27 protein-coding genes and 1 tRNA gene are annotated in these 25,275 nt (G+C 69.9%); 20 read left to right on the top strand and 8 right to left on the bottom strand.

All coding sequences use genetic code 11. The features are described 5' to 3' along the window. Positions 1-3 precede the first annotated feature (3 nt). From QMC84_RS05995 to QMC84_RS05975, 5 genes are all read left to right on the top strand, one after another. Complete coding sequence (locus tag QMC84_RS05995; RefSeq protein WP_300372820.1) at positions 4-1,128, top strand: ABC transporter permease; 1,125 nt, start codon at positions 4-6, stop codon at positions 1,126-1,128. A gap of 7 nt (positions 1,129-1,135) precedes the next feature. Next, positions 1,136-2,122, top strand: coding sequence for a substrate-binding domain-containing protein (locus QMC84_RS05990; protein WP_300372818.1), 987 nt, complete (start codon positions 1,136-1,138; stop codon positions 2,120-2,122). Between the two features lie 248 nt (positions 2,123-2,370). After that, positions 2,371-2,907 (top strand): PucR family transcriptional regulator ligand-binding domain-containing protein, encoded by a 537-nt coding sequence (locus tag QMC84_RS05985; RefSeq protein ID WP_300372816.1) that lies wholly within the window; start codon positions 2,371-2,373, stop codon positions 2,905-2,907. A 381-nt stretch (positions 2,908-3,288) separates the two neighbouring features. Next, positions 3,289-3,618, top strand: coding sequence for a hypothetical protein (locus tag QMC84_RS05980; RefSeq protein ID WP_300372814.1), 330 nt, complete (start codon positions 3,289-3,291; stop codon positions 3,616-3,618). A gap of 83 nt (positions 3,619-3,701) precedes the next feature. Beyond that, positions 3,702-4,028 carry a helix-turn-helix domain-containing protein gene (locus tag QMC84_RS05975; protein WP_300372811.1) on the top strand — a complete coding sequence of 109 codons (327 nt, stop codon included), beginning with the start codon at positions 3,702-3,704 and terminating at the stop codon, positions 4,026-4,028. 17 nt (positions 4,029-4,045) lie between these two features. Here the strand turns inward: QMC84_RS05975 and QMC84_RS05970 are convergent, their stop codons facing one another. From QMC84_RS05970 to QMC84_RS05950, 5 genes are all read right to left on the bottom strand, one after another. Beyond that, positions 4,046-5,380: an amidohydrolase family protein gene (locus tag QMC84_RS05970; protein WP_300372809.1), complete on the bottom strand. Its 1,335-nt coding sequence runs from the start codon at positions 5,378-5,380 to the stop codon at positions 4,046-4,048. Continuing rightward, positions 5,377-6,897, bottom strand: a complete 1,521-nt coding sequence (locus QMC84_RS05965; protein WP_300372807.1) for a sugar ABC transporter ATP-binding protein — start codon at positions 6,895-6,897, stop codon at positions 5,377-5,379. The genes QMC84_RS05970 and QMC84_RS05965 overlap by 4 nt, the downstream gene beginning before the upstream one ends. A gap of 1 nt (position 6,898) precedes the next feature. Next, positions 6,899-8,062: a substrate-binding domain-containing protein gene (locus QMC84_RS05960; RefSeq protein WP_300372805.1), complete on the bottom strand. Its 1,164-nt coding sequence runs from the start codon at positions 8,060-8,062 to the stop codon at positions 6,899-6,901. 51 nt (positions 8,063-8,113) lie between these two features. Further along, complete coding sequence (locus QMC84_RS05955) at positions 8,114-9,145, bottom strand: ABC transporter permease (protein ID WP_300372802.1); 1,032 nt, start codon at positions 9,143-9,145, stop codon at positions 8,114-8,116. A gap of 156 nt (positions 9,146-9,301) precedes the next feature. Continuing rightward, the gene (locus QMC84_RS05950; RefSeq protein ID WP_300372799.1) at positions 9,302-10,039 is read right to left on the bottom strand and encodes an IclR family transcriptional regulator; all 738 of its coding nucleotides are present in this window, start codon (positions 10,037-10,039) and stop codon (positions 9,302-9,304) included. A gap of 239 nt (positions 10,040-10,278) precedes the next feature. Here QMC84_RS05950 and QMC84_RS05945 point away from each other — a divergent pair, with 239 nt between their 5' ends. From QMC84_RS05945 to QMC84_RS05925, 5 genes are read left to right on the top strand one after another with little or no spacing between them, the layout of a single operon-like run. Then, positions 10,279-10,482, top strand: coding sequence for a ferredoxin (locus QMC84_RS05945; protein WP_300372796.1), 204 nt, complete (start codon positions 10,279-10,281; stop codon positions 10,480-10,482). Between the two features lie 52 nt (positions 10,483-10,534). Further along, positions 10,535-11,809 carry a Rieske 2Fe-2S domain-containing protein gene (locus tag QMC84_RS05940; RefSeq protein WP_300372793.1) on the top strand — a complete coding sequence of 425 codons (1,275 nt, stop codon included), beginning with the start codon at positions 10,535-10,537 and terminating at the stop codon, positions 11,807-11,809. Continuing rightward, complete coding sequence (locus tag QMC84_RS05935) at positions 11,806-12,312, top strand: aromatic-ring-hydroxylating dioxygenase subunit beta (RefSeq protein WP_300372790.1); 507 nt, start codon at positions 11,806-11,808, stop codon at positions 12,310-12,312. The genes QMC84_RS05940 and QMC84_RS05935 overlap by 4 nt, the downstream gene beginning before the upstream one ends. After that, the gene (locus QMC84_RS05930) at positions 12,312-12,620 is read left to right on the top strand and encodes a hypothetical protein (RefSeq protein WP_300372788.1); all 309 of its coding nucleotides are present in this window, start codon (positions 12,312-12,314) and stop codon (positions 12,618-12,620) included. Before QMC84_RS05935 ends, QMC84_RS05930 begins: the two co-directional genes overlap by 1 nt. A 9-nt stretch (positions 12,621-12,629) precedes the next feature. Next, the gene (locus QMC84_RS05925; protein ID WP_300372785.1) at positions 12,630-13,898 is read left to right on the top strand and encodes an FAD/NAD(P)-binding oxidoreductase; all 1,269 of its coding nucleotides are present in this window, start codon (positions 12,630-12,632) and stop codon (positions 13,896-13,898) included. On the opposite strand, the gene QMC84_RS05920 is transcribed toward QMC84_RS05925, so the two are convergent. After that, positions 13,889-14,680, bottom strand: a complete 792-nt coding sequence (locus tag QMC84_RS05920; protein ID WP_300372783.1) for an IclR family transcriptional regulator — start codon at positions 14,678-14,680, stop codon at positions 13,889-13,891. The two genes, QMC84_RS05925 and QMC84_RS05920, sit on opposite strands and share 10 nt — an antisense overlap. A 94-nt stretch (positions 14,681-14,774) precedes the next feature. Continuing rightward, positions 14,775-15,704 (bottom strand): VOC family protein, encoded by a 930-nt coding sequence (locus QMC84_RS05915; RefSeq protein ID WP_300372782.1) that lies wholly within the window; start codon positions 15,702-15,704, stop codon positions 14,775-14,777. Between the two features lie 188 nt (positions 15,705-15,892). Between QMC84_RS05915 and QMC84_RS05910 the strand changes: the two genes are divergently transcribed. The 4 genes from QMC84_RS05910 to QMC84_RS05895 all read left to right on the top strand — a co-directional run bounded on the left by QMC84_RS05910 (position 15,893) and on the right by QMC84_RS05895 (position 20,244). Further along, positions 15,893-16,702, top strand: coding sequence for an SDR family oxidoreductase (locus tag QMC84_RS05910; protein WP_300372779.1), 810 nt, complete (start codon positions 15,893-15,895; stop codon positions 16,700-16,702). A gap of 73 nt (positions 16,703-16,775) precedes the next feature. Further along, positions 16,776-17,798: a dihydrodipicolinate synthase family protein gene (locus tag QMC84_RS05905; protein ID WP_300372778.1), complete on the top strand. Its 1,023-nt coding sequence runs from the start codon at positions 16,776-16,778 to the stop codon at positions 17,796-17,798. Then, entirely contained in the window at positions 17,795-18,781 is a 987-nt protein-coding gene (locus QMC84_RS05900) for an ornithine cyclodeaminase (RefSeq protein WP_300372776.1), read from the top strand. Before QMC84_RS05905 ends, QMC84_RS05900 begins: the two co-directional genes overlap by 4 nt. Before the next feature lie 29 nt (positions 18,782-18,810). Further along, the gene (locus tag QMC84_RS05895) at positions 18,811-20,244 is read left to right on the top strand and encodes an NAD-dependent succinate-semialdehyde dehydrogenase (RefSeq protein ID WP_300372774.1); all 1,434 of its coding nucleotides are present in this window, start codon (positions 18,811-18,813) and stop codon (positions 20,242-20,244) included. A 64-nt stretch (positions 20,245-20,308) separates the two neighbouring features. On the opposite strand, the gene QMC84_RS05890 is transcribed toward QMC84_RS05895, so the two are convergent. Further along, positions 20,309-21,211 carry a LysR family transcriptional regulator gene (locus tag QMC84_RS05890; protein ID WP_300372772.1) on the bottom strand — a complete coding sequence of 301 codons (903 nt, stop codon included), beginning with the start codon at positions 21,209-21,211 and terminating at the stop codon, positions 20,309-20,311. A 217-nt stretch (positions 21,212-21,428) separates the two neighbouring features. Here QMC84_RS05890 and QMC84_RS05885 point away from each other — a divergent pair. The 6 genes from QMC84_RS05885 (at position 21,429) to rplJ (ending at position 25,244) form a co-directional block, all read left to right on the top strand. Further along, positions 21,429-21,501 (top strand) — tRNA-Trp (locus QMC84_RS05885). Positions 21,502-21,543: 42 nt separating this feature from the next. Then, positions 21,544-21,789 (top strand): preprotein translocase subunit SecE, encoded by a 246-nt coding sequence (gene secE, locus QMC84_RS05880; protein ID WP_300372770.1) that lies wholly within the window; start codon positions 21,544-21,546, stop codon positions 21,787-21,789. 53 nt (positions 21,790-21,842) lie between these two features. Then, on the top strand, positions 21,843-22,757 hold the full coding sequence (nusG, locus tag QMC84_RS05875) for a transcription termination/antitermination protein NusG (RefSeq protein WP_300372768.1): 915 nt from the start codon (positions 21,843-21,845) through the stop codon (positions 22,755-22,757). A 116-nt stretch (positions 22,758-22,873) separates the two neighbouring features. Then, complete coding sequence (gene rplK, locus QMC84_RS05870; RefSeq protein WP_300372766.1) at positions 22,874-23,302, top strand: 50S ribosomal protein L11; 429 nt, start codon at positions 22,874-22,876, stop codon at positions 23,300-23,302. Positions 23,303-23,383: 81 nt separating this feature from the next. Next, positions 23,384-24,106 carry a 50S ribosomal protein L1 gene (rplA, locus tag QMC84_RS05865; protein ID WP_300372764.1) on the top strand — a complete coding sequence of 241 codons (723 nt, stop codon included), beginning with the start codon at positions 23,384-23,386 and terminating at the stop codon, positions 24,104-24,106. 433 nt (positions 24,107-24,539) lie between these two features. Then, a complete protein-coding gene (gene rplJ / locus QMC84_RS05860; protein WP_300372762.1) occupies positions 24,540-25,244 on the top strand; it encodes a 50S ribosomal protein L10 in 705 nt (234 codons plus the stop codon). Positions 25,245-25,275 lie beyond the last annotated feature (31 nt).

The raw sequence follows: 25,275 nt of genomic DNA, 5'->3' as shown, positions 1-25,275 counted from the left end.
GTCATGAGAGTCAGAGTCGAGCACGCCTTCGTCCCCGTCACGCTGCTGGTGCTCATCGTCGCGTTGAGCATCACGACCGACACCTTCTTGACCACTCGCAATATCACCAACGTCCTCACCCAGATGGCGATCCTCGGCATCGTGGCGTTCGGGGTCACGATCGTCATGGTGGGTGGTGCCTTCGACCTGTCGATCGGGTCCCAGACGGCGTTGCACGGAGTAGTGTCGGCCGTGGTCATGGTCGAGACCGGGTCGATCTGGCTCGGAGTGGGCGCCGCGCTGCTGTCCGGCCTGACCTTCGGCCTGGTCAACGGCCTGATCGTCGGCGGCCTGGCCATCAACCCGTTCATCGCGACCCTCGGCACGCTGGTGCTGGCTCGCGGCCTGGCCCTCACCGTCTCCGACGGCAAGGTGGTCTCCGGTCTGCCGGCCGGGCTCGCGGAGTTCGGGCGCGGGGACCTCTTCGGCCTGCCCTGGACGGTCGTGCTGCTGATCGGTTGCTTCCTCGTCGCGAGCTACATCCTGCACGTGACTCCGCTCGGGCTGCGCCTGTTCGCCGTCGGCGGCAGCGCGAAGGCTGCGCGGCTCGCGGGCATCAAGGTCAGCCGGGTGCAAATGGCGGCGTTCATGGTCTCCGGTCTCTTCGCCGCAGTCGCCGGCCTGGCGCTCACCGCCCGGGTCCGCTCCGGCCAGCCGCTCTCCGGTGAGCTCCTCGAGCTTTACGCGATCGCGGCCGCGGTGCTCGGCGGCACCTCGCTGTACGGCGGCCGGGGGGCCGTCTGGCGCACCGCCGTCGGCGTAGCGCTGATCACCGTCATCCAGAACGGGCTGAACCTCCTCAACGTGGCCAGCGAACTCCAGATGATCGTGATCGGCACGGTGTTCATCGTCGCGGCGCTGTCCGAGACGCTCCAGGACCGGGGCCTGCGCTTCACGCGGAGGAAGGTCGGCGTGGTCACCGGTCCCTCCGAACTGGTGCTGGCTCCCGACCGGGGCCTGCGCGACTCCGACCCCGACGACCGCCCAGGCACCGGCCCGGAGAGGGTCACACCCGCCGACGACTGTGCGCCCGGTTCAGGCGCAGCAGCCCATGAGCTCGGGCAAGAGCCCGTCCAGCCCAGAAAGTGAGATCACCATGCAACTGATCGGGAAGCCCCTGAGGCGCACCCTGCTCGCGGCCGGCGCACTCGTGGCCAGCGCCACGCTCGCCGCCTGCGGCGGATCCAACGCCAGCGGTGCCGACGGTGGCGGCGAGGACGACGGCTACGTCATCGGCGTCTCGATGGTCACCTCGACCCGAGGATTCCACTCCGAGCTCTACGACGGCATCAAGGCCGAGGCCGAGAAGCTGGGAGTCGAGGTCATCGAGACCGACGCCAACGAGGACGTGGTGCAACAGCTCGACGACGTCGACTCGCTGCTGAACCGTGACGTCGACGCCCTCTTGATCGTGCCGGTCGACGAGGTCGGGTCGGTCCCTGCCTATGAGGCCGCCGACGCGGCCGGGGTGCCGGTCGTGTCGCTCGCGCGCGATGCCGACACCGACCTCAAGGAGTCGTTCGTCGGGGCCGAGTGGGGCTCCTACGGAGCCGAGATCGCCGCATGGACGTGTGTCCACACCGGAGGCGCGGCACACGTCGCGATGATCAAGGGACCCTCGGGTGCGTCCCACGTCAACGAGATGTACGCCGGCTACACCGGGTACATCGAGTCGGACTGCCCCGGCATGGAGGTCGTCTTCGAGGCCAACGCGGAGACCGACGGAGCCGACCCGGGGCTGACTCTCGCCCAGGACGCACTGGCCGCCGAGCCGGACCTCGACGTCATCTACGTGAACGCCGACGACACGGCGATGGGGGTCCTGCAGGCGCTCGTCGAGCAGGACCGGATCGACGACGTGACGGTCACGGGCTTCAATGGTGAGCCGGACGCCTTCGACGCGATCCGGGAGGGGACGCTCGAGGCGACCTACGCCCTGCGGCCCTACCGCTGGGGCGCCCTGGCTCTGGCCAAGGTCGTCGACATGCTCGACGGCGAGGACCTGCCGGACCTGGTCCCGATCGAGACGGTGCTCGTCGACACCGACAACATCGACGACTTCGACGAGGCGGACCTCCGCTAGCCCGGGCGCCGGAGGCTCCGTCCGCAGTGGACGGCAACGGGTCCGTGGCCACATCCGGGGCCACGGACCCCGCCTCTGGCGGTGGCCTGCCGCTGCGGTGTCCACCGAGCACGTGGCGCCGTTCGCGGAGTGACGGTGGGCCAGGGGATGGGCAGGGAGCTTCGCGGCCGCTCGGGTCGCCTACGATCCGGGGCTGAAGCCATCGATCGATCCCGCGAAGTCGACCGATCCCGCGAAAGAGGTGGCTCTTGCCGAAGGCGTCGTCGCGTGTGCGCGGGCTCGACCTCGAGTCGGTACTGGCGCTGCCCTGCCTGGCCGGAGCCACGGTGGTGGCCGGGAGAGCCGGTCTCGGGCGACGGGTGACCAGGCTCAACGTGATGGAGGTGCCCGACATCGCGGCCTGGGTGAAGCCGGACGAGCTGCTGCTCACCACGGGATACGCGCTGCGTCAGGAGCTGGACACCTGGGCTCAGCTGATCGCCGATCTCGCTCACACCGGGTTGGCCGGCGTCGCGGTCAAGGTCGACCGGTACATCGACGTGCTTCCCAGCGACATGCTCGAGGAGGCGGACAGGCTCGGGCTGCCGGTGATCGAGCTACCTGCCGAGGTGGCCTTCGACGACGTCATCAGCCAGGTCCTCGAGGCGGTGCTCGAGACCGACAGGGACCTGCTGACCCGCAGCGACGAGACACTGAGGTCGCTCCTCGAATCGTGCTCGCCGGCGGTGACCTCCAGTTGCTGTGTGAGGGGCTCGCGCGCCTGCTCGGGGGAGCGGTCCTGGTGAGTGGCGTCGGCGACATCGCGGTGGAAGCGGGCGACGCCTTGCTGCTGCGGCGGCGTTCGCGGGCTGCAGTGCTTCGGGGCGGACGGGCACTTCCACGCCGGCAGGGTCCGTCAGGTTCGGAGCGACCCGGTCGACGGCCCCCGTTCCTGGCGGCAGAACGGATCGCGGCGGCCGGTGTCGGCCACGGGCACCTGGTCGTCGTGACCGAGGACTGGTCCCGAGTGCAGGAGCATCGCCACCTCCTCGAGCGTGCCGCGCCCGTCGCAGCCCTAGTCATCACCCGCGCCGAAGCGGTCGCGGCCGTGGAGTCGAAGCACCGCGCGGACTTCCTCCGTGACGTCCTGACCGGGCGTGCCGGCACCCCGCAGCGCACGCTGGCGCATGCCCACTCCCTCGGCTGGGACTTGGAGCGCCCCCCGCGTGGTGGTGGTCGCCCAGCCGGACGGCCGTGCCGAGGACGGCCTGGCCACCGCCGACCTGCGCGACCTCGATGCCCGACTGACCCGAGCCTGGACGCGAGCCGTCGAGACGATCGACCGCTCCGCCCCGGTCGCGGGATTCAGCGACGAAGCGGTTGCGCTGCTCCCCGTCCCGGCCGGGAGTGACCACCACACGGTGGCCGAGCTCGCCGGTCGCGTGGCGGACGCGGCCCGGAACGATCGCACCGCGGCCCTGTCCCGGTTGTTCTCGGTGGCGTCTCGAGAGTCGTAGAGAAGGTCGGCGATCTACCCCGCGCCTACGAACACGCGCACCGTGCCCTGGCCATCGGCCGCAAGGTCGGCGGGGACAAGACGGTGCTGGCCTTCGACGCCCTGGGCGTCTACCGCCTGCTCGCGCTGGTCGAGGATCCGGCTGAGCTCTCCTCCTTCGCCGCCGAGGCCCTGGGACCGTTGGTCACCGAGCTCTCGCCCGAGCACGACGACCTCCTGCGCACCCTCAGGGTGCTCCTGGACACCGGGATGAACGTCACCGAGAGCGCGCGCCTGCTGCACTTCCACTACAACACGCTGCGCTACCAGATCACCCGGATCGAGGCACTGATCGGTCCGTTCACCACGGACGCTCAACTGCGGCTGCGGATCCTTCTCGCCCTCCAGGTCCTGGAGATGCGGGGCGTCTGAACGCGACTGCGGCCGACTCAACCGGTCGGCAGGGAGCGCGTCACCTCGCGCGCCCGCGCCGCCAGCTCGGCGGGATCGGCGTGCACCAGGGCGTGGTCTCGCACGACGAGCTCGCCCTCGACCAGGACGTGTCGCGCCGTGGCCGGCGGGGAGAGCAACAACCCGGCCACCGGATCGGCCTCCGTGCCCACGGCGTGGAGACCTGAGATGTCGAAGACCACGAGGTCGGCACGGGCGCCGACCTCGATCCTGCCCAGGTCGGGACGGCGCAGTGCCCCGGCGCCCCCGCTGGTGGCCACGGCGAGCGCCTCCGAGGCGGTGAGCCCGTGCTCGACGCCGTGTGCCCGGGAGACGAGCAGCAACTGCCGTGCCTCGGCCAGGGCACTCCCGCCGTCGTTGGACGCCGACCCGTCGACACCGAGGGAGACGGTGACGCCCGCGTCGACGAGCTCGCGGATCCGGCTGATCCCCGAGCCCAGCCGCAGGTTCGAGGTGGGGCAGAGCGAGACCGCGGTGCCCGTGCGGGCCAGGACCTCGATGTCGTCGTCAGCGAGGTGAACGCAGTGCGCCAGCCAGGTGTCGGGACCGAGCACGCCCCACTCCGCCAGCAGCTCGACCGGGCGCAAGCCGGTGGCGCTCACGGTGGCGGCCTCCTCGTCGCCCGCCTCGGCCAGATGGGTGTGGAAGCCGAGGGCCTGATCGCGGGCGAACGCGTGCGCCTCTCGCACCAGGGCCGGGGTGACCGCCAGGGGGTGGCAAGGTGCGACGGCGATCCGGGTCCGAGAGGCCGGCCCAGGGTCGTGGTGACGCTCGGTCAGGTCGGCCAAGCGGTGGAGATAGCGGTCGGTCGGCTCGCACAACGCGGCAGGGGCCAGCCCACCGTGGGCGTCGTCGATGTCCATGCTGCCGACGGCGCTCACGAGCCGGATGCCGAGTCGGCGAGCAGCCTCGACCTGGGCGTCGAGCGGGTCGCGCACCCCAGGCCCCGGAGGCAGGTAGTGGTGGTCGACCGTCGTGGTGCACCCGGAGAGCAGCAGTTCGGCCACCGCGACGGCAGTGGCAGCTTCTTGCCAGTCGCCGTCGTGGCTCCCGAACAGTGGCCAGAGCTCGTCGAGCCAGCCGAACAGCGGTTGGTCCAGGCCCCGGACCCGGGTCAAGCACTGGAACATGTGGTGGTGGGTATTGACCAGTCCGGGTACGACGACGGCGCCGCGCGCGTCGACGACGGCGGTCTCCTCGTCGGCGACGAGTCCGGTTCCCACGGCGGTGATGACGCCCTCCGCGATCAGCACGCTGTCCGCGGCGGCGCCGGGACTGAGCACAGCCTCGGCGCCGCGGACCAGTAGTTTCATGGCGTGGTTGTTCCCGTGAGGTAGCTGGCGGCGTAGATCGCGTCAGCGCGGTCGAGTCCGCCGGGCGACTCGTGCACGCAGCGGCCGTCGCGCAGGACCAGCACCCGGTCAGCTGCTCCCGCGACCTCGTCGACGTCACAGGAGACGTAGAGGACGGCCGTCCCCGCACGCGCGGCGCCGCGGACGATCTCGATCAACGCCCGGCGGGTCGGCTCGTCGACGCCCTGGGTCGGCTCGTGGAGGATCAACACCTTCGGTCGATCCTCCAGGACCCTGGCCAGCAGGACCTTCTGCTGGTTGCCTCCGCTCAGCGAGCCGATGGGAGCGTCCGGGCCCGCGGTTCTCACCTGGAACGCCGAGGCCGTCCGACGCGCCCAGGATCGCTCCTTCGGGTTCGCGACCAGGCCGAGGACGCGGTTGTGGCGGCGCACGACGGGGGACAGGTTCTCGCGGACGGAGGCCGCGACGTACACCCCGTTGATGAGGCGGTCGGCCGGGACCACCCCGACCCCCCTGCTCCGGGTCTCGGAGTACGTGCGGCCGCGCAGGAGCACCCCGCCGAGATGGATGGTGCCGTCGTGACACCGATCCGGACGGGTGATCAGGTAGGGCAACTCCTCGAAACCGGCACCGGTGGCGCCGGTGACTCCGAGGATCTCGCCCGCGCGGATCTCCAACGACAGGTCGTGGACCTGCTCGCCCGTCACCCGGTCCAGGACCAGCAGCGGGGCCTGGTCCGTCGCCTTGGGGGGCGGCGGCGTGCGCCGCAACGCGGTCACGTCACGGCCGCTGACCATGCGGAGCAGCTGCTCCTCGTCGGTGCTGCTGACCTCGACGGTGTCGACCACGGCACCGCTGGCCAGCACGGTGGCCCGGTCGGCCGCCGAGAGGACCTCCGACATGTGGTGGGTGACCAGCAGGACCCCGCCGCCCTGAGCCGCGACCCGGCGCGCGGTGGCGAGCACCATGTCGGCGTCCGTCCCGCGCAGCCGGGCCGTTGCCTCGTCCAGGATCAGCAGGTCCAGCGGGGCCCCGGTGGCACCACGCTTGAGCGCGCGGGCGATCGCCACCACCGCCTGGTTGGCCGGCGAGAGGTCCCGGACCATCGTGCTCGGACCGAAGTGGGCGGCCAACGAGTCGAGGATCGGCAGCAAGGTCCGCCGCTCCCGGTCCCAGTCGACGAACGGACCCCGCCGGGCGACGGCGTCGCCCATGCAGCAGTTCTCGAGCACCGTGGCGTCAGCGCACAGCGCGAGGTCCTGGTGGACGACGCCGATCCGGAGGACCTCGTCGGCTCCCGAACCCACGTTGAACCCTCCCGAGTCCGGCCGGACCAGCCCGCTGATCATCTTGACCAGGGTGGACTTCCCGGACCCGTTGTGACCGAGGAGCGCGTGGACCTCCCCGCTCCGGACGTCGAAGCTGACATCGCGCACCGCCCGTGTGGACCCGAAGCTCTTGGTGAGGCCGCGGACGCTGAGGGGCGGAGCCGATCTGCTGGTGACGGGCGACTTCATGTCAGGAAAGACCCCACAACTCCTTGTAGCCGTCCTGGTAGGCCGGGCCGAAGAGCGCCTCGTCGACCGACTTCGAGGTCGAGGTGTCGACGCCCTCCAGGGCCGCCGAGTCGACGTACCGAACGGGGAGCACGGGGTCCGCGGGCGCCATCTCGAGCATGCCGCGCATGGCCTGGTCGACCGCGGCCCACGCGGCCCACGAGGAGCTCTTGGCGACGTTGGCGACGAACACGTCCCCCTGCTTGACCAGGGCCAGCGCCGCGGGGCTGCCGTCCTGGGAGGCGACCCACGCCTTGCCGGTCGCCGCCGCCTGCTGCACACCGGTGGTGGCGAAGATGCCCATGGCGTCGTAGATGGGGAGGATGAAGTTGATCTCCGGGTTGCTGCGGATCTGCGTCGCGGTCAGTCCCGGGATCTGGGTCGACCAGTCGTTGAGCGCCGTGTCGGTCGTGGAGACGACCTCACAGGCGTCGCAGTTCTCGATCGTCTCGGTGATCGACTTAACGATCGCCGGGGCCGCGGTGAGCTCGGAGGTGTTCATCACCTGCACCTTGGCCTTGCCGTCGGTGCTGGCGATGGCGGCGGCAGCGATCAGCTGGCCACCCAGTGCGGCGTCGGGCGAGACGTTGCCGAAGATGTTCGGGTCCGAGCCCTGACCCGGCACGTCCGGGACTGGCGGGCTGTTGACCACGTCGATGGTGGGGATGCCCCTGTCCTTCGCCTCCTTGATCTGGTCGGCCACCACCTGCATGACGAGGCCGTCGCTGATGATCGCGTCCGCCCGGTTGTCGATGGCCTGCTGCATGCCCTGCTGCATCAGGGTCGCCTGGCTCTTCGCGTCGAAGACCGTGACCTTGAGGCCGAGCAGCCCGGCCGCGACCTTGGCGTTGGCGACCACGTCGGCGAGGGTCGGCACCCGGAGGTCGATGGCGACGATGGCGATCGTCTTGCCCTTCAGCTGCGAGGCGTCGAAGGTCGGACCGGGGGGCGTGAACTCGGGGGCGTCCGAGTGCTGCTCGATGAGCTCGTTCATCGCGACCGCGATCTCGGACGTTGCGTCCTGCTCGGTCACGGAGGTCTTGCTCTCCGGGGCCGAGCACCCAGCAAGGGTGAGCGGGGCGGCGACGGCGATGGCTGCGAGCAGCCGCAGGGGCTTGTGGGGCATGTTCTCTTCCTTCGGTTGGCGCGGTTCCGAGACGGATGGAGGTGGGTTTGCTCAGACCCGGGCCCTGCGGGCGAAGAAGCGGCTGAGGCCGACGGCGAGGACCAGGACACCGCCGTTGAAGACGTTGATCACCCAGTTGTCCAGGCCGAGGAACTGGAAGCCGGTGGTACCGACCGCGAGCAGGTACACGGCCCACACCGACCCCCAGACGTTGAAGCGACCGGGCGTGAAGGCCGTCGCCCCGAGGAACCCTGCGGCGTAGGCCGGCAGCAGGAAGGGATCGGCGATCGACGGGCTGGCAGCGCCGGTCTGCCCCACGAACATCACGCCTGCCGCCCCGGCGAGCAGTCCGGCGGTCATCATCACCCCGACCCGCACCCGGGCGGTGCGCACCCCGGCCAGCTCGGCGGCGGCCCGGGCATTGCCGGTGAAGAACATGCGCCGCCCGATCGGCATCCGGCCGACCACGAGGTAGAGGACGAGGGCCACGACGAGCATGTAGAAGAACGCAGCCTGGACGCCAAGGAACCGGCTCTGGAAGGGGTACGTCAACGACGTCGGGAGGCCGCCGATGGTCATCGAGCCGGCGATGCCGATGGCCAGTCCCTGGACCAGGGTCCCGACCGCGAGGGTGACGATGAACGAGTTGAGACCGGCGCCCACGACCAGTGCGGCGTTGACCAGGCCGACGACGGTGGCCAGCACCAGCGCGACGAGGCACGCCAGCAGCACCGAAACGCCGTGCTGGGTGGTCAGGTAGGCGATCAGGCTCGCCGACAACCCCATCACCGCGGCGACGGAGAGGTCGAACTCCCCGATGATCAGCACCAGGGTGACGCCCATGGCGAGCAGGGCCGCGGTGGCCTGGATGCTCATGATGGTGGTGAGGTTGGCGAGGGAGAAGAAGGTCTCCGTCCGCAGGACGGAGAACACTGCGATGAGCGCGACCAGGGCCACGAGAAGGGCGTACTTCTGCAGGTGAGCAGCAGGCTCGCCGCGGCTCGAGTCGCGGCTCGGGCTGTCCGCACCCGCGGCCGCCGAGTCGACCGTGAGGTCGGTGCGGATCTTCGACGATGTGGTCACGCGCGGCTCGCCTCCGTGCTGATGAGGGCCGGCTTCCGCATGCGGGACGCCGGGGCAGCCGGCCCTGGCTCTAGGTGTGCCGGGCACAGTAGCCAGCCAGTTGAGCACTGCGGAATGATCTGGTGGAATATTCCTTTCTGAGGAAACTTGCCTCGATCAGTCGGAGCTGTAGTAGTCCAGGGCGATGGCGCTGCCGGCCGCGCGCAGATGGGTGATCAGCCCGCTGACTCGCACGTGGGGTAGGCGGACCGAGGGCGCCGCGACGGCGAGTGCGGCGATCGACTTTCCGGCGGGGTCGTTGATCGGAACGGCGACAGCGTGCACGCCGGGCTCCCGCTCGCCCATGTTCGTGGCGTAGCCGAACTCGCGGATGGTGGCGAGCTCCGCATGGAGCGTCGCGCTCCACTCGGCGTCCGGATGGCGGGGGTCCTGGCTGAGTGCCTCCTCCAGTTCCGTGGGCTTGAGAGCCGCGAGCAGGACCTTGCCTGCCGCCGACACCGATGCCGAGACGCGCTGTCCCCGGATGCTGCGGACCTGCAGGCCGTGCCGATCCTCGACCACTGCGTCGAGGCAGAGGACCTCGTGACCCACGAGGACCTGCAGGTTGACCGCCTCGTTGACCTGCTTGCACAGCCTCTCGAGGTGGATGTGAGCGACCCGCTCCAAGGAGTTCTGGTCGCTGAAGTGCCGGGCGAGCTTGAGGATGTTGGGGCCCGCCACGTAGGCCCGGGATCCGGCAGGCTGGCGGAGGAACCCCTCGTCCTTGAGGCAGGTCAGCAGCCGGTGAGCCGTCGAGCCGGCGACGTTCAGCGCCCGGGAGGCGTCCACAACCCGCAGTGACTGCTGGTGCTCGAGGAGCATGAGGAGTCGCAGCGCGTTGGCTGCGGAGCTCACGGTTGGAATACTCCGCGCGTTGCTATTCGACATAGCGGAACCATAGGCCGAAATGGTCGAGGATCATCAAGGGACGGTCCTGCTACCCGGGAGCCACGCGATGGCGAGTGCGGGAGAACGCACCCCGGGAACGACCAAGATATTTCCTCTCTCGCGAATATTCATCGAACAGTCTTCTGTTGAGGCTGGTGGATGCTTAGAGTCCGAGCCCAATCGGCCCGTCGACGTTTCGAGGAGCAGTGACGACAGTGCAGGTCCAGATCGATCGCACCGCGTGCCAGGCCTACGGCAACTGCGCGGACGAGGCGCCAGCGGTCTTCCGGCTCGACGACCTCGGGTACGTCCAGCTGGTCGGCGGCGACGAGGTACCGGCCGACCAGGAACCCGCCGCCCGCGCCGCCATCCTCAGCTGTCCCGCCCGGGCCCTGCACGCCACGGAATGATCGCCGCCGCCTTCGGCGCCCCACTTGATTCTCCCAGCAAGAGGAGCTCGTCATGACCTTGGAACAGTCGGTCAACATCCCGCGGTCCTACTACCGGGACCAGGGGGCACTGGAGCGTGAGCTCGCCACGATCTTTGGCGAGGGTTGGATCTTCATCGGGCACGAGTCCGAGATCCCGGCTGCCGGCGACTACGTCACCCGCAACATGGGCGCGAACCCGGTCATCATGTCGCGGACCGAGGACGGCGAGATCCACGTCATGCTCAACTCGTGCACCCATCGCGGCACCCAGGTGTGCAAGCTCGCCTACGGCAACACGACGGCGTTCCGTTGTGGCTACCACGGCTGGGTCTTCGGCGCGGACGGTGACCTCAAGGGCGTGCCCGGCCGCCGCTCGCTGTACGGCCCCGAGTTCGACCCGTCCCGGCTCGGGCTGCGCCAGGCCCGGGTGGCGGTCCGCTGCGGACTGGTCTTCGCGACCTGGGCGCAGGACGGCCTCAGTCTCGAGGAGAGCCTCGGCGACATGCTGTGGTACCTCCAGGGGCTCCTCGAGCTCTTCTCCGGGGGTCTCGAGGTGCACGGCGGGGCCCACACGGTCGACGTCCGCGGGAACTGGAAGATCCACGTCGAGAACTTCGCGGGTGACGGCTACCACCTCAAGACCGCACACAAGACGATGTTCGATCTCGGGGTCGTGGGGACCCAGGCCGGGACCGTGGAGGGGTTTGTCGTCAACGACCCGCACGGCCACTCCCTGCGTGCGCAGTACCTCGCCGACGAGGGGGTGCCCGCGGTCGCCCCGGGCTACGAGGACGAACTCCTCGCGACGATCGATGCCGACGAGCAGCACCGGAGGTTCCGCGAGCGGGCCACCGTGATCCACGGGATGGTGTACCCGAACCTGCTCTTCATCACGACGGCCCCGCTCTACTTCGGCACGGACGCCGACGGTGCGGTGGCGTTCACCCAGCTACGTCAGATCACGCCGCTCGACCCGCACCGGCACCGCGTGACCTACTGGACGCTCGTGCCCAAGGACGCCAGCCCCGACTGGAAGCGGAGGTCCTACCTCTACTCCACCCGCCAGCACGGCGCCGCATCCTTCTTCGAGGCCGATGACCTCGAGAACTTCCGTCGGATCGACGCCGGGCTGGGCGACTCGGTCGCCGGCGTCGCCCCGTACAACTACGAGCTCGGCCTGGACGTCGGTGAGCGCTCGACCCCGCCGTGGACCGGGCCAGGGCGCATCGTGCGTCAGGACCTCACCGAGGCCAATCAGCGCAACCTCGTCAAGCGGTACCTCGAGCAGATGGAGGCGGGTCGATGAGCGGAGTCTCCATCGAGCTGCATCGCGAGATCGAACAGTTCCTGGTCGACGAGGCCGACCTCCTCGACACCCACCGCCAGGCCGAGTGGCTGGACCTCCTCCATGACGACTTCAGCTACCGGGTGCCGGTGCCGGTGGCCCGGGAGGAGCCGACCCAGGACCACTACGACGCGGTGCTGGAGTTCGCGAACGAGTCGAAGAGCTTCCTGTCGATGCGCTTCCAGCGCGCCGACTCGGACTTCGCCTGGGCCGAGCGGCCGGCAGCGTTCGTGCGTCACTTCGTCTCCAACCTGCGCATCGACGAGCTCGACCCGGGTCGGGCCTGGCGGGTGCGGACCAACGTCATGGTGGTGCGGGCCAGGCTCCCCGAGTCACCCGTCCTGGCCTCGGCCGAGCGGGTCGACCGGATCGAGCGCCACGACGGCCGCCTGCTGCTCCGTGAGCGGGTCGTGCGCCTGGACACCGAGCGCCCAAACGACTCCCAGCTCAGCTCGATCTTCTGATGAGCACGCCAGGTGAAGCCGAGCCCGGTGCTTCGGAGAAGTGGCGGGTCCACAACGAGTTCGCATCCGTGACCTTGATGGTCGTGCCCCACGGGCGGGGTGCCCGGCTCCAGATCAGCGCCGGTCGGATCGAGACGACCGGTGTCGTCGATGCGACCGTCCTCGAGGCGCTGACGCTCCTCTCGGAGTCGGAGCTGGCCCAGGTCGTCGCCTTCGCCGCCGATCCCGGCAACGCCCTGCAGAGGGGACCGCGGACGCCCGCGAACGACGAGGCGTCGGCCACCGACAGCCCGACCGACGAGGAGTGAGCGGCGACCATGAGCACTGAGATGCCGGACCGCGTGGTGGTCGTCGGCTCGTCCGTGGGGGGTATCCGGGCTGCCCAAGGGCTCCGTGCCCAGGGACTGACCGGCCAGGTCGTCGTCGTCGGCTCCGAGAAGGCGGCCCCGTACGACAAGCCCCCACTCTCCAAGCAGCTCCTCTCGGGTGAGTGGAACCTCGAGGACATCGCGTTGGTCTCGGTCGAGGAGCTGCAGGACGCCGGCATCGAGCTGCGGCTCGGGGTAGCTGCCCGCGGCGTCGACGTCGCCAACCGCACCCTCGCGCTGGCCGACGGCACGACGCTCGCCTATGACGCGCTGGTGATCGCGACCGGCGTACGGCCACGCACCCTGTCGGCACCGAGAACCGTGCCCCTGCACACGGTGCGTGAGCTGGCCGATGTCAGCGCCCTCCGCGCAGCGCTGGACTCCGGCGGCGGGCTGGTCGTGGTCGGGGGCGGCTTCATCGGCGCCGAGATCGCGTCGACCGCTGCCGGACTGGGTGTGCCGACGTCCATCGTGGAAGCACTTCCGGCGCCGTTCTCCCGCGTACTCGGCGACGAGGTCGGAGGCATCCTGGCCCGGCTCCACGCCGAGAACGACGTCGAGGTCGTGTCGGGGACCGGCGTCGTCGCGCTCCGCCGCGGCCCGACCGGGCTCACCGAGGTCGAGCTGGGTGACGGCCGGGTCCTGTCAGCGGGCGCAGTGGCCGTGGGCATCGGCTGCGTCCCGAACACCGAGTGGCTGGCCGGATCGGGGATCCCCGTCTCCGACGGTGTCTCGACCGACGAGTTCTCGCGGGTGCTAGACGTGCCGGGCGTCTACGCCATCGGAGACGTCGCGCACTGGCACGACGTGCGCACCGGGACCTCGAGACGGGTGGAGCACTGGACGCACGCGTTCCAGCAGGCCCAGCTGGTGGCTCACAACCTCGTGCACCCTGACGATCTCCAGGCCCAGACGCGCGCACCGTACTTCTGGTCCGACCAGCACGGCGTCAAGATCCAGATGGTCGGACGTCGCGGCCCGGCCGACGCGGTGGACGTCGTCTGGCGCGACTCCCCGGGGGGACCCCGCCCAGTGGCGCTCTACTCCGACTCGGGGCGGTTCACCGGGGGAGTCACCTTCGGAGCCCCACAGGTGAGCGTGCGGCTCCGGCGCGCGTGGGAGGACGGCGTGACGCTGACCGAGGCTCGCGCCCTCGTGGTCGGCCCGTCGGAGGTCCTGCCCGCGGACGCTCGGATGGGGGCTCCCGCTCAGCCGTAGGCTCCGCGCCAGCCCAGCGCCTCCGAGATCCGCGTCCCCGTGCTCGTCAGCATCTTCAGCTGGTCGGCGTGGCCGGCGGCGTCGTCGAACACCGAGAGCGGCAGCACACTGGTGAGCGCCGCGACCACGCCGCCGTCCTTGCGCCGGATCGGCACCGACAGCGATCCGTTGTCGTCCTGGAGCTCGGCCCGCGACGCGGCGCTGCCCTGCTCGCGGACCTCGGTGAGACGCAGGCGCAGGGCCGAGGGGTCGGTGATCGTGCGCGGACTGATGGCCGGAAGCGGGCGCGACAGGTAGTCCTCGACGAAGGCCTCGGGGGCATGCGCCAGCAGCACGAGCCCGAACGAGGCGCAGTGGAGCGGCAGCCGATACTGCTCCCGGATCCGGGTGACCGCGGCTGCTTGCGGATTCTGCTCGGCGAACAGCGTGACGGCGTTGAGACCGCTGCGCTCGGTGACCTTGAGCAGGCCGGGCACGTGCGGAAGCACCTGCTCCAGATGGCCGAGACCGACGCCCAGCACCGGATGATCGCGGATGTACGAGGTGGCCATCGCCCACATCGCCGGCCCGATGGAGTACTCGCCGGTGTCGGGGTCACGCTGGAGCATGCCCTCGTCGGTCAGCACCCGTACGGCGCGATAGATCGTCGCCCAGGGCTTGTCGAGCTCGCGCGAGAGATCGGCGGGGCGCATCGGCTTGTCCGCCAGGACTCGCATGACCAGCGTGCTCCGGGACAGCGACTTCACGTGCTGGCCACGGCGGGGTGGGCTGGTCTCACTCATCGATGACGTCCTCTCCTGACCGGTTGCGGGCCGAGTATGTTCACAGTGGGGCTATCCTAGCCTCAGTGTGAACACGCAGTCGACCGGCTGAGCGTCAGACCGGCGACGGCGTCCAGAGCCCTCGGTCGGGATCGTTGAACTGCGCCGGGATCATCACCTCGGTGATGGGGTTGGCGGTGCCCCACTGGTCGGAGTTCTCCTCGTTGATCTCGAAGATTCGTGGCACCCAGGTCTCCTCGTCGGGGATCTTCTCGAGTTCGGTGGTGTACTCCATGATGTTGCCGAACGGGTCGAAGAAGTAGGAGAAGGTGTTGTCGCCCGGCCCGTGGCGCCCGGGACCCCAGACGATGTCGTGGCCGTGGCGCAGCAGCCGACCCGTTCCGCGCATGTACTCATCGATCCCCCGCATCTCGAAGGAGATGTGGTTGAGCGAGACGTGGGGGCCGCGCGCGATCGCTAGGATGTGGTGGTCGGCGCCGCTGCGCAGGAAGCACATCTGATCGGCGAGCCAGTCCGAGAGGCGCAGGCCGAGCAGCTCCTCGTAGAACGCCTTGGTCGCCACCACGTCGGTGCTGTTGAACACGACGTGACTCAGCTTCTGCGGGACCGACTCGCCGGGCTCCAGGGCCCGGGCGGGTCGCTCGTCGACGTCGCTGGAGACCTCGATCAGGCGCCCGTCCGGGTCGAAGAAGCGGAAGCCGTAGCCGCCGCCGGGTGTGTCGAGCGCGCCCGGGTGGCGGTCGAGCCGGATCCCGCGAGTGGCGAGTGCCTCGGCGAGGGTGTCGACGTCTTCCGTGGAGCGGGAGCCGAAGGAGACGACGTCGAGCCGCTTCGCTGCGTCCTTGCGGACCCGGAGAATGTAGCTCTCTGGGGACGCGGGCGAGCCGAGGAAGACGATGCCGCTGTCCTCCGCCACGGGGACCAGGCCCCACTTCGAGCGATAGAACTCCGCGGCGTCCTCGAAGTCGGGGGCAGCGATCCCGACGTGTCGCAGGTGCGTGATCGCACCGCCTGGAAGTTCCATGTCATGTCTCCTCGGTCGGCGTCGAGCACGACCCTAGGAAGCACGTGGCCGGCGATCCATCCACGGGCGCTGATGCTCGTCATCGCCACCGTCGATGCGGCCCCGGACGCTTGACAGGCTGCGCTTCCTTTGCGAGCATGATGTTCGCATTACGAGCAAGGGGCTCGCTTAGATCAGAGGAGGACGCGGTGCCCGAGGTTGCGGACCGCCACGAGTTGGCTGGCCGGGTCATGCTGCTGACGGGAGCGGCCACCGGCATCGGGGCCGCCCTGTCCGCAGGCCTGCGGGCGGTCGGGTGCCACGTCGTCGAGCTCGACCGCGTCCCGCTCGACGCGGCCGACGACGACGCGCTGGCCGGCAGTCGGCATCGAGTGGTGGGCGACGTGACCGACCCGGACGCCAACGTGGAGGCGGTCCGGCTCGCCCTCCGCGAGTTCGGCGACCTCGACGGCTTCATCGGGAACGCCGGCGTGCACGACGGCGGTGTCCGAGTCCGAGATGCCGACCCGGCGCGCCTGCGGGACCTGACCCGAACGGTCCTCGACGTCAACGTGGTCGGCTACGTTGTCGGCGCTTGCGCGGCCGCAGAGGCGGTGACGCAGGCGGGCGGCGTCATGGTCTTCACCCTCTCCGACGCTTCGTACGTCGTGTCCGGCAACGGCGCCGGCGTCGCCTACGCCGCCTCGAAGCACGCGGCCCTGGGCGTGGTGCGGTCACTCGCGGCCCAGCTGGCGCCCGCGGTTCGGGTGAACGCGGTGGCTCCGGGCGGGGTGGTGACGCCGCTGAGCCGGGTGATCAGCGACGGCGGAGCGCTGGAGCGGCAGCAGGTCTACGACAACGTCGCCGACTCCGTCTCCGGGATCCGGGCGCTGAACCCGTTGCGCACGATCCTCACGCCGGACGAGCTCGTCCCGCACTACCTCTACCTCCTGACCAGCCAGAGCACTGGCCTGACGGGGCACGTCGTACGCCCCGACGGAGGCCTCTCGATCGCCTGATCCGCGGCGGCCGGACCGATCCACCCACACCCGACCCCCGGGCGCGCTCGCGCCCCCAGACAAGGAGGCCCTCGTGGCCAGTTACGAGAACGCTGCCGAGGGTCGCGCTTGGGCGAGGCAGAACCTGCGCGGCGTGACCGGGTGCGTGATGCCCTCGTTCACGCCCGACATGTCCGGCCTCAACGAGGCGGCCATCGTCCACGACATCCACCACGAGCTCGAGCTCGGCTTCAGCGGCTTCCTCATCGTCGCCGAGTGCGGGACCACGCGGGAGGAGCTGGAGCGGTTCATCGACATCTGCGTGGCCGAGAGTGGGGACGCGACCACGGTCCTCCAGGCCGCAGAGCCCACGGTCGCAGCGAACGTGGAGCTGATCCGCCGCGCTGCCCGCGCCGGCGTCGACCTGGTGATGCCATCCTACCCGCTCGGGTTCTACCCGCAGAGCGGCGACGAGGTCGTGGCCTACACGCGGGCGCTCGCCGAGGCCAGTCACCTCGGCCTGATCGTGTTCGCGATGAACCTCTGGAACTTCGAGCGACTGCACCCCTCCGGCTTCGCGGTCGACTGGCTGCGGCGGCTGGTCGACGAGGTGCCCAATGTCGTGGCGATCAAGAACGAGGTGGCCGAACCGGGCGTGGCCGGCATCTCCGACGTCTTCCGCCGGTTCGCGGACGACGTGGTCGTCGCGGACCCGTTGGAGATGAACTCGCCGACGTGGACCACGACCTACGGCATGCCGTGGATGGGCACCTCCAACTACGAGTACTTCGGCGCCGAGGTGCCTCGGTACTTCGGCCTGCTGCAGGACCCGGAGAGGTACGACGAGGCGATGGAGATCTACTGGCGGCTTCACCCGGCCCGCCAGGCGACCGGGTCCCTGATGAAGGAGGCGAACGGCGGCACGGTGTTCGTGCACCGGATGCTGTGGAAGTACCAGGGCTGGCTGCAGGGCTTCAACGGCGGCCCGGTGCGCCCGCCGCACATGCGGCTCCTGGACCGGCAGATGCGCACCCTGCGTGCGGCGGCGATCGCCAGCGGTCTCGACATCACCGACGAGCCGGACACCGAGTTCTTCCGCGGTCGGATCCAGGCATGATCGAACACGACGCGACCCGGGTCAGGGTGGTCAGCGCCGAGGAGGTGCTGCGGCACGGCACGACGGCTCTCGCGCTGGCTTCGGCGCGGACCGCGGCCGACGTGCGGCGAGACCCCAGCTCGGCCGTCAAGCGGCTCAACCTCCCGCTGCCCGGCGGATGGATGCGGGTCCTCGCCGCGTCGCTGCCGCGACTCGGTGTCTTCGGCTACAAGGAGTTCCATTACTCGCCGGGCGGCGTGCTGCGCTACGCGATCCACCTCTTCTCCACCGAGGACGGACGACCGCTCGGCATCGTCGACGCCTCCATGATCACCACCCTGCGCACAGCCGGCAGCGCAGTGGCCGCCGCGACGGCGTACTTCGGCGACACCGAGCACCCGCTCACCGTCGGCGTCATCGGCTCCGGCGCGGAGGCACAGGCCGGGCTCCGCGCCCTGGCCGGAGCCCTGCCCGTCAAGGCGGCGCACGTCACGAGTCGGAGCGAGGCGAACCGGGCCGGGTTCGCCGAACGGATGAGCAGTGAGCTGGGCATCCCCGTCGTCCCCGTGCCCGACGCGGGCTCGGCGGCCCGCGACGCCGACGTCGTCTACGTCGGCACCGGGTCCTCCTCGGTGGTGGTCCGCCCCGACGAGCTGGCGGCCGTCCCGCTGGTGCTGTCGATCGGCTCGACGATGCCGGACCAGCGCGAGCTGCCCGGTGAGGTCCTGGCCGGCGCGGAGGTGTTGGTCATCGACACGCCCGACGTGCTGGAGGAGTCCGGTGACGCGTTGGACGCGGCCACCCGCGGCCTCGACCGGTCGCGTGTCCGGCTCCTCGGCGACTTCATCGCGGACCCCGGCCCTCGCGCCGCGGGCACGACGCTCTACAAGTCGATCGGCTCGCCGGAGCAGGACCTCGTCCTCGCGAAGGCCATCGTCGACGACCTGGAGGGACGCGACGGCCGCTTCGTCGACAGTCTCACCGACCTCAAGCGCAACCTCTAGCCACTCGTACGCACCTCGAAGGAGCAACCATGACCACCGGCCTCTGGATCGACGGCGGTTGGCGCGAGTCGCGAGGTGGTCGCGGCGAGTTCGCCGTGATCGACCCGGCGACCACCGACGTCCTCGCGAGCGTCGCCGACGGCTCGTTGGACGACATGACCGCCGCTGTCGACGCAGCGTCTCGAACTCACGAGGCCTGGGCCGAGACCCCGGCCCGGGAGCGGTCCGTCGTCCTGCGGAGGGCGTGGGAGCTGATGACGGATCGGTCCGAGGAGCTGGCGCGGTCGATCGTGCGTGAGAACGGCAAGGCGCTGCCGGACGCGCGCAGCGAGATCGCGTACGCCGCGGAGTTCTTCCGGTGGTTCTCCGAGGAGGCCGTCCGGGCCCACGGCGACATGCGTCGCTCGCCCAGTGGACAGAACTGGATCATGGTGACCGAGGAGCCGATCGGGGTGGCCCTGCTTGTCACGCCGTGGAACTACCCGGCGGCGATGGCCACGCGCAAGATCGCTCCCGCGCTGGCCGCCGGCTGCACGGCCGTGCTCAAGCCGGCCGCCGAGACTCCCCTCACCGCGCTGGCCCTGGCCGAGTTGCTGGCCGAGGCGGGGCTGCCCGAGGGCGTCCTGAACGTGGTCTGCACGACCCGTGCCGGAGAGCTGGTCGAGCATGCGCTCGCGGACCCCAGGGTGCGGGCGCTGTCCTTCACCGGGTCGACCGAGGTAGGCCGCAAGCTGCTGGCCCTGGCCTCGAGGAACGTCGTCCGGGCCTCGATGGAGCTGGGCGGCAACGCGCCGTTCGTCGTCCTGGACGACGCGGACCTGGAGGAGGCCGTCGAGGGGCTCATGGTCGCGAAGCTCCGCAACGGTGGCTCGGCGTGCACAGCGGCCAACCGGATCTACGTGGCCGACCGGGTGGCGGACGAGTTCGTGGAGCGGTTCACCGCCCGGATGGCCGCCGTGCGTCACGGCAACGGGCTGGACGAAGGGGTGGAGCTCGGGCCGCTGGTCAACGCCGACACCCAGCGCAAGGTCGGTGAGCTGGTCGACGGAGCGGTGCGCGAGGGCGCGTCCATCGCGACCGGTGGCGGCCACGACGGCCTGCCGGGCTACTCCTACCGCGCCACCGTCCTCACGGACGTCAAGCCCGACGCGGAGATCCTGAAGCACGAGATCTTCGGCCCGGTCGCGCCCATCGTGAGGTTCGGCGAGGACGCCGAGGCGGTGGCCCTCGCCAACGACAGCGAGTTCGGACTCATCTCCTATCTCTACACGCGCGACCTCGACCGGGGCCTGGCGGTCTCTCGCCGGCTCCGCTCGGGGATGGTCGGCGTCAACCGCGGCGTGGTGTCCGACCCGGCCGCGCCGTTCGGCGGGATCAAGCAGTCGGGCATCGGCCGGGAGGGTGCTGCTGAGGGTCTCCGCGAGTTCACGGAGATGAAGTACACGGCCATCCCCTACCGGTAGGTCTCCGCCCGCCGCTGTGACCGAGGCGCTGCGCCGGCGTCCGCCCGCCGGCGCAGCACCTCGGTCACAGCTGCTCGGCGGTCGTCGAGATCTCCTGGCGCAGCCACCGGTGGCCGACGTCGGAGTCTCGGCGGCTGCTCCAGAACAAGCACTCGTCGATCGTCCGCAGGGGGAGCGGTGGTTCGGCCGCCCGGATCCCCGCCCACCCGAGCTCGTCCACGAGCCTCTGGAGCGTGAGGATGATGAGCCCTGTGCCGGCCACGAAGAACGGGGCGAGGAGGGACGTCTGGGTGCTCAACTCGGCCGCGGGGTCGAGAGTGAAGCCGGCCAACTGCCGGTCGCCCAGCGCCGGCAGCTCGCGATCGCCGGTGGCTAGGCGCCGGTGCGACGCCAGCTGCTCGATGGTCAGCCGGTCGCCGATGCTGGCGTCCTCCGCGTCGACCGCGAACACGTAACGGTCCTGGAACAGCGACTGCCGGCGTAGCTCGGGCGACGGATCGAGCATCTCGCTGGGCAGGATCGCGATGTCCACGCGCCCCTGGCGGATCAGCGCCTCGTAGTCGGGCGTCACCGGCTGCACGACGAGGCGCACCTCCGGCGCCTCCACACTCAGCCTGCGCACCAGGGGGCGGATCAGAACGAGCCCCACGTAGTCGCTGGCCATCATGGTGAAGGTCCTTCGATCCGTCGTCGGATCGAAGGCGTCTACCACGTCCAGCACCGCCTGGACGGTCCGGATCGCCTCCGTGACCGGTCCGACCAGGGCCTGCCCCATAGCGGTCGGCACCATGTCGCCACCCTTGCGCACGAACAACTGGTCGCCGAACAGCTTTCGGAGTCGGCCGAGTGTGGCGCTCATCGCTGGTTGCCCGACCGACAGCCGCTCAGCCGCTCGAGTGACGCTGCGCTCGGTCAGGAGGGCATCCAGCGCGACCAGCAGGTTGAGATCGACGTTCGTGACGTTCATGCGCAGACCGGACGCACCGGACCCACAGGCGCTCCTCTCCTGGGCACGTCGCGCCCACCTGCTTAGCCTACGGGTCGTCAGGACGACCCGGGGGACGGCGACCGCCGCAGGTTAGGCGGTGCCGTGGTCGACCCCCTATGCTTGGAACACCGGTGGATCATCACGCTGCTTCGCCATGCCCTGCGCAGGGTGATGCGAAGCACGAGGATCCGCTCGGAGGGCACTAGCTCAACTGGCAGAGCATCGGTCTCCAAAACCGAAGGTTGGGGGTTCAAGTCCCTCGTGCCCTGCAAGGACGGTCGGAACAAGTCGAACGAGGAGAGGTGGAGGACGTGCCGGACAGCAAGGCAGTCCGTGGATCGCGCGGCGGGGGCACCCAACGCACCAGCATCCCCACGTTCTACCGGCAGGTGGTCGCCGAACTGCGCAAGGTCGTCTACCCGACTCAGGAGCAGCTGGTCACGTACTTCATCGTGGTGATGGTGTTCGTGGTCTTCTTCATGGCCCTGGTCTCGGTCCTCGACCTGGGCTTCGGCAAGCTCGTCTTCGCGATCTTCGCCGGCAAGTCCGACACCTGACTCCGGCCTTCGCCGGACGACCAGAGCAGCACCCGAACGTGATGGAGCAGCACGTGTCTGAGCAGGAGCACGACTCGGCGAACGCCGAGGAGACGACCCCGGAGACGACCGGCGAGGTCGACCCGACCCTCGAGGACCAGTACGGCGAGCCGAACGACGGCCCCGAGGTCGAGGACGACCCGCGGCTGGATGCCGAGGTCACCGACGAGGACTCCGACGCGGCCATGGGCCTCGACGACACCGACGACGGCGGCGCGAGCAGCCTGGAGATGTCGGCGGCCGAGGGCCAGGAGCCCGAGCCCGAGCTCGACGAGGCCGACGAGGCCAACGAGGCCGACCCCGACGACCCGCTCGAGGCGTTCCGACGCGAGCTCTGGGCCAAGCCGGGCGACTGGTTCGTCGTGCACACCTACTCCGGCATGGAGAACCGGGTGAAGTCGAACCTCGAGAACCGGATCATCTCCTTGAACATGGAGGACTACATCCACGAGATCGTGGTCCCCACCGAGGAGGTCGCCGAGATCAAGAACGGCCAGCGCAAGATGGTGCGCCGGACCGTCCTGCCGGGCTACGTCCTGGTGCGCATGGACCTCACCGACGAGTCCTGGGCCGCCGTGCGGCACACCCCGTCGGTCACCGGCTTCGTCGGGCACAGCCACCAGCCGGTGCCGCTGTCGATGTCCGAGGTCGAGAACATGCTCGCCCCGGCGGTCGTCGCCCGCGCCGAGGCCGAGGCGGTCGCCGCGGGTGCCCCGGCCTCGTCCGGTGGTGCCGCCGCGAAGAAGCCGGTCGAGGTCGCGGACTTCGACGTCTCCGACTCGGTCATGGTCGTCGACGGCCCGTTCGCGACCCTGCACGCGACGATCACCGAGATCAACGCCGAGGCGCAGCGGGTCAAGGCCCTGGTCGAGATCTTCGGCCGCGAGACCCCCGTCGAGCTCAGCTTCAGCCAGATCCAGCGCGTCTGAGATTTCGCCTCACGGCGAACCGCGCCGCACAATAGACAGGTTGCCCTCGGGCGACAGCAGGTGGCAGAGGCGTACGACGTACTCCTCGTCATGACCACGAGACAGAAAGAGAAGCTATGCCTCCGAAGAAGAAGATCGCGGCACTCGTCAAGGTGCAGCTGCAGGCCGGAGCCGCCACCCCCGCTCCGCCGGTCGGTACCGCTCTCGGTCCGCACGGCGTGAACATCATGGAGTTCTGCAAGGCGTACAACGCGCAGACCGAGTCCATGCGCGGCAACGTCATCCCGGTCGAGATCACGATCTACGAGGACCGGTCCTTCACCTTCATCACGAAGACCCCGCCGGCCGCCGAGCTGATCAAGAAGGCCGCGGGCCTGAAGAAGGGCTCCGGCGTCCCGCACAAGGAGAAGGTCGGCAAGCTGACCAAGGACCAGGTGCGCGAGATCGCCCAGACCAAGCTGCCCGACCTCAACGCGAACGACATCGAGGCGGCCATGAAGATCGTCGAGGGCACCGCCCGCTCGATGGGCGTCACCACCGACTGACGCTGGTCACCCCGCAACACATCCGTGGCAGGGCCGCGCTGGCCCGCTCACCACATCTTTCGAAGAGAGAAGAGAAAGCTCATGCAGCGCAGCAAGACCTACCGCGCAGCGGCGGAGTCGTTCGACAAGGACGAGCTCTACGCCCCGCTCGCCGCGATCAAGATCGCGAAGACCGCCAGCAAGAAGAAGTTCGACGAGACCGTCGACGTCGTGATGCGCCTCGGTGTCGACCCCCGCAAGGCCGACCAGATGGTCCGCGGCACCGTCAACCTCCCGCACGGCACCGGCAAGACCGCCCGCGTGCTCGTGTTCGCGAACGCCGACAAGGCCGAGGCCGCCCGTGAGGCCGGCGCCGACGTCGTCGGTGGCGACGAGCTGATCGACAAGGTCGCCGGCGGCTGGCTCGACTTCGACGCCGTGGTCGCGACCCCGGACATGATGGGCAAGGTCGGCCGCCTCGGCCGCGTGCTCGGCCCCCGCGGCCTGATGCCGAACCCGAAGACCGGCACCGTGACGCCGGACGTGGCCAAGGCCGTGTCCGACATCAAGGGCGGCAAGATCGAGTTCCGCGTCGACCGGCACGCGAACCTGCACTTCATCATCGGCAAGGCCTCGTTCGGCGAGGTCCAGCTCGCGGAGAACTACGCCGCGGCGCTGGAGGAGGTGCTCCGTCTGAAGCCGGCCAGCTCGAAGGGCCGCTACATCAAGAAGATCACCGTCTCCACGACGATGGGCCCCGGCATCCAGGTCGACCCGAACCGGACGCGCAACGTCGCGCTCGAGGACGAGAACGCCCAGCCCTGATCTGACCGCAGTTCTGTACGTCGACCCGCCCGGTGCTCCGGGCGGGTCGACGTCGTTGTGACGGACCGGAAGGACGCACCTGTCGGGATGCCGCCGGGGTCTGGTCGCAGGACGTCATACCGATGGTGCTACCTGTTGCTCTGTGCCACCTGTTGCTCGAGGCGTGACGTCGTGGAGTGACCCTCAGTGCCACGGTCACGATTGCTCCGATTTGGCTCCGCCACCAGAACCGCCGTACTGTTCTCCACGAAACCAAAGACCGCCGGTTGTCTCGCCACGCACGTGGTGCGACCGAAGGTTCCGCTGAGATGCGGACGGCCCGCGCAGGTGAAGAGCAGCCCCTCCTCACGGAGGATCCACGCCCTGAGCCCGCGCTCGGGGCGTTCGTCTTTCCCGGTCCCGCTCCCGGTGGTCGACCACCGGAAGGAGACCCATGGCGCGGGCAGACAAGCAGGCGGCCGTCGCGGAGATCGTTGAGTCCTTCAACGACTCCGCCGGTGCCGTGCTGACCGAGTACCGCGGTCTCACCGTGAAGCAGCTGCAGGAACTGCGGCGCTCCCTCGGTGCGAACGCCAACTACGCCGTGGTCAAGAACACGCTGGCCAAGATCGCCGCCACCGAGGCGGGCATCACGGCCTTCGACGACCTGCTGACCGGCCCGACCGCCATCGCCTTCATCAACGGCGACGTGGTCGAGGCGGCCAAGGGTCTGCGTGACTTTGCCAAGGCGAACCCGACCCTTGTCATCAAGGGCGGCGTCCTCGACGGCAAGCCTCTCGACGCGACCGAGATCGCCAAGCTGGCGGACCTCGAGTCTCGCGAGGTGCTCCTGGGCAAGCTGGCCGGCGCGATGCTCGCGTCGCTCAGCCAGGCCGTCTACCTGCTCAACGCCCCGCTCGCCCAGGCCGCCCGTCTCGCGGGCGCGCTCCAGGCGAAGGCCGAGCAGGACCCCTCGATCCTCGCAGGTGGTGCGGGCACGCCCGTCGCCGCCGAGGAGGCCCCGACCGAGCCCGCTGCCGAGGCAGCGGACGAGACCGAGGCCCCCGCTGACGAGGCGCCGGCCGCAGAGGAGGCTCCCGCCGAGGAGACCGCCGCTGAGGCCACCGCCTCCGACGAGGGCGACACCACCGAGGCCTGATCCCACCGGATCCGCTCGGTACACCACCACC

Origin of the sequence: Nocardioides sp. (assembly GCF_030019515.1) — a bacterium.
GTDB lineage: Bacteria > Actinomycetota > Actinomycetes > Propionibacteriales > Nocardioidaceae > Nocardioides.
Note: the sequence above shows the minus strand (reverse complement) of the source record. Positions and strands in the feature narration are given on the sequence as shown.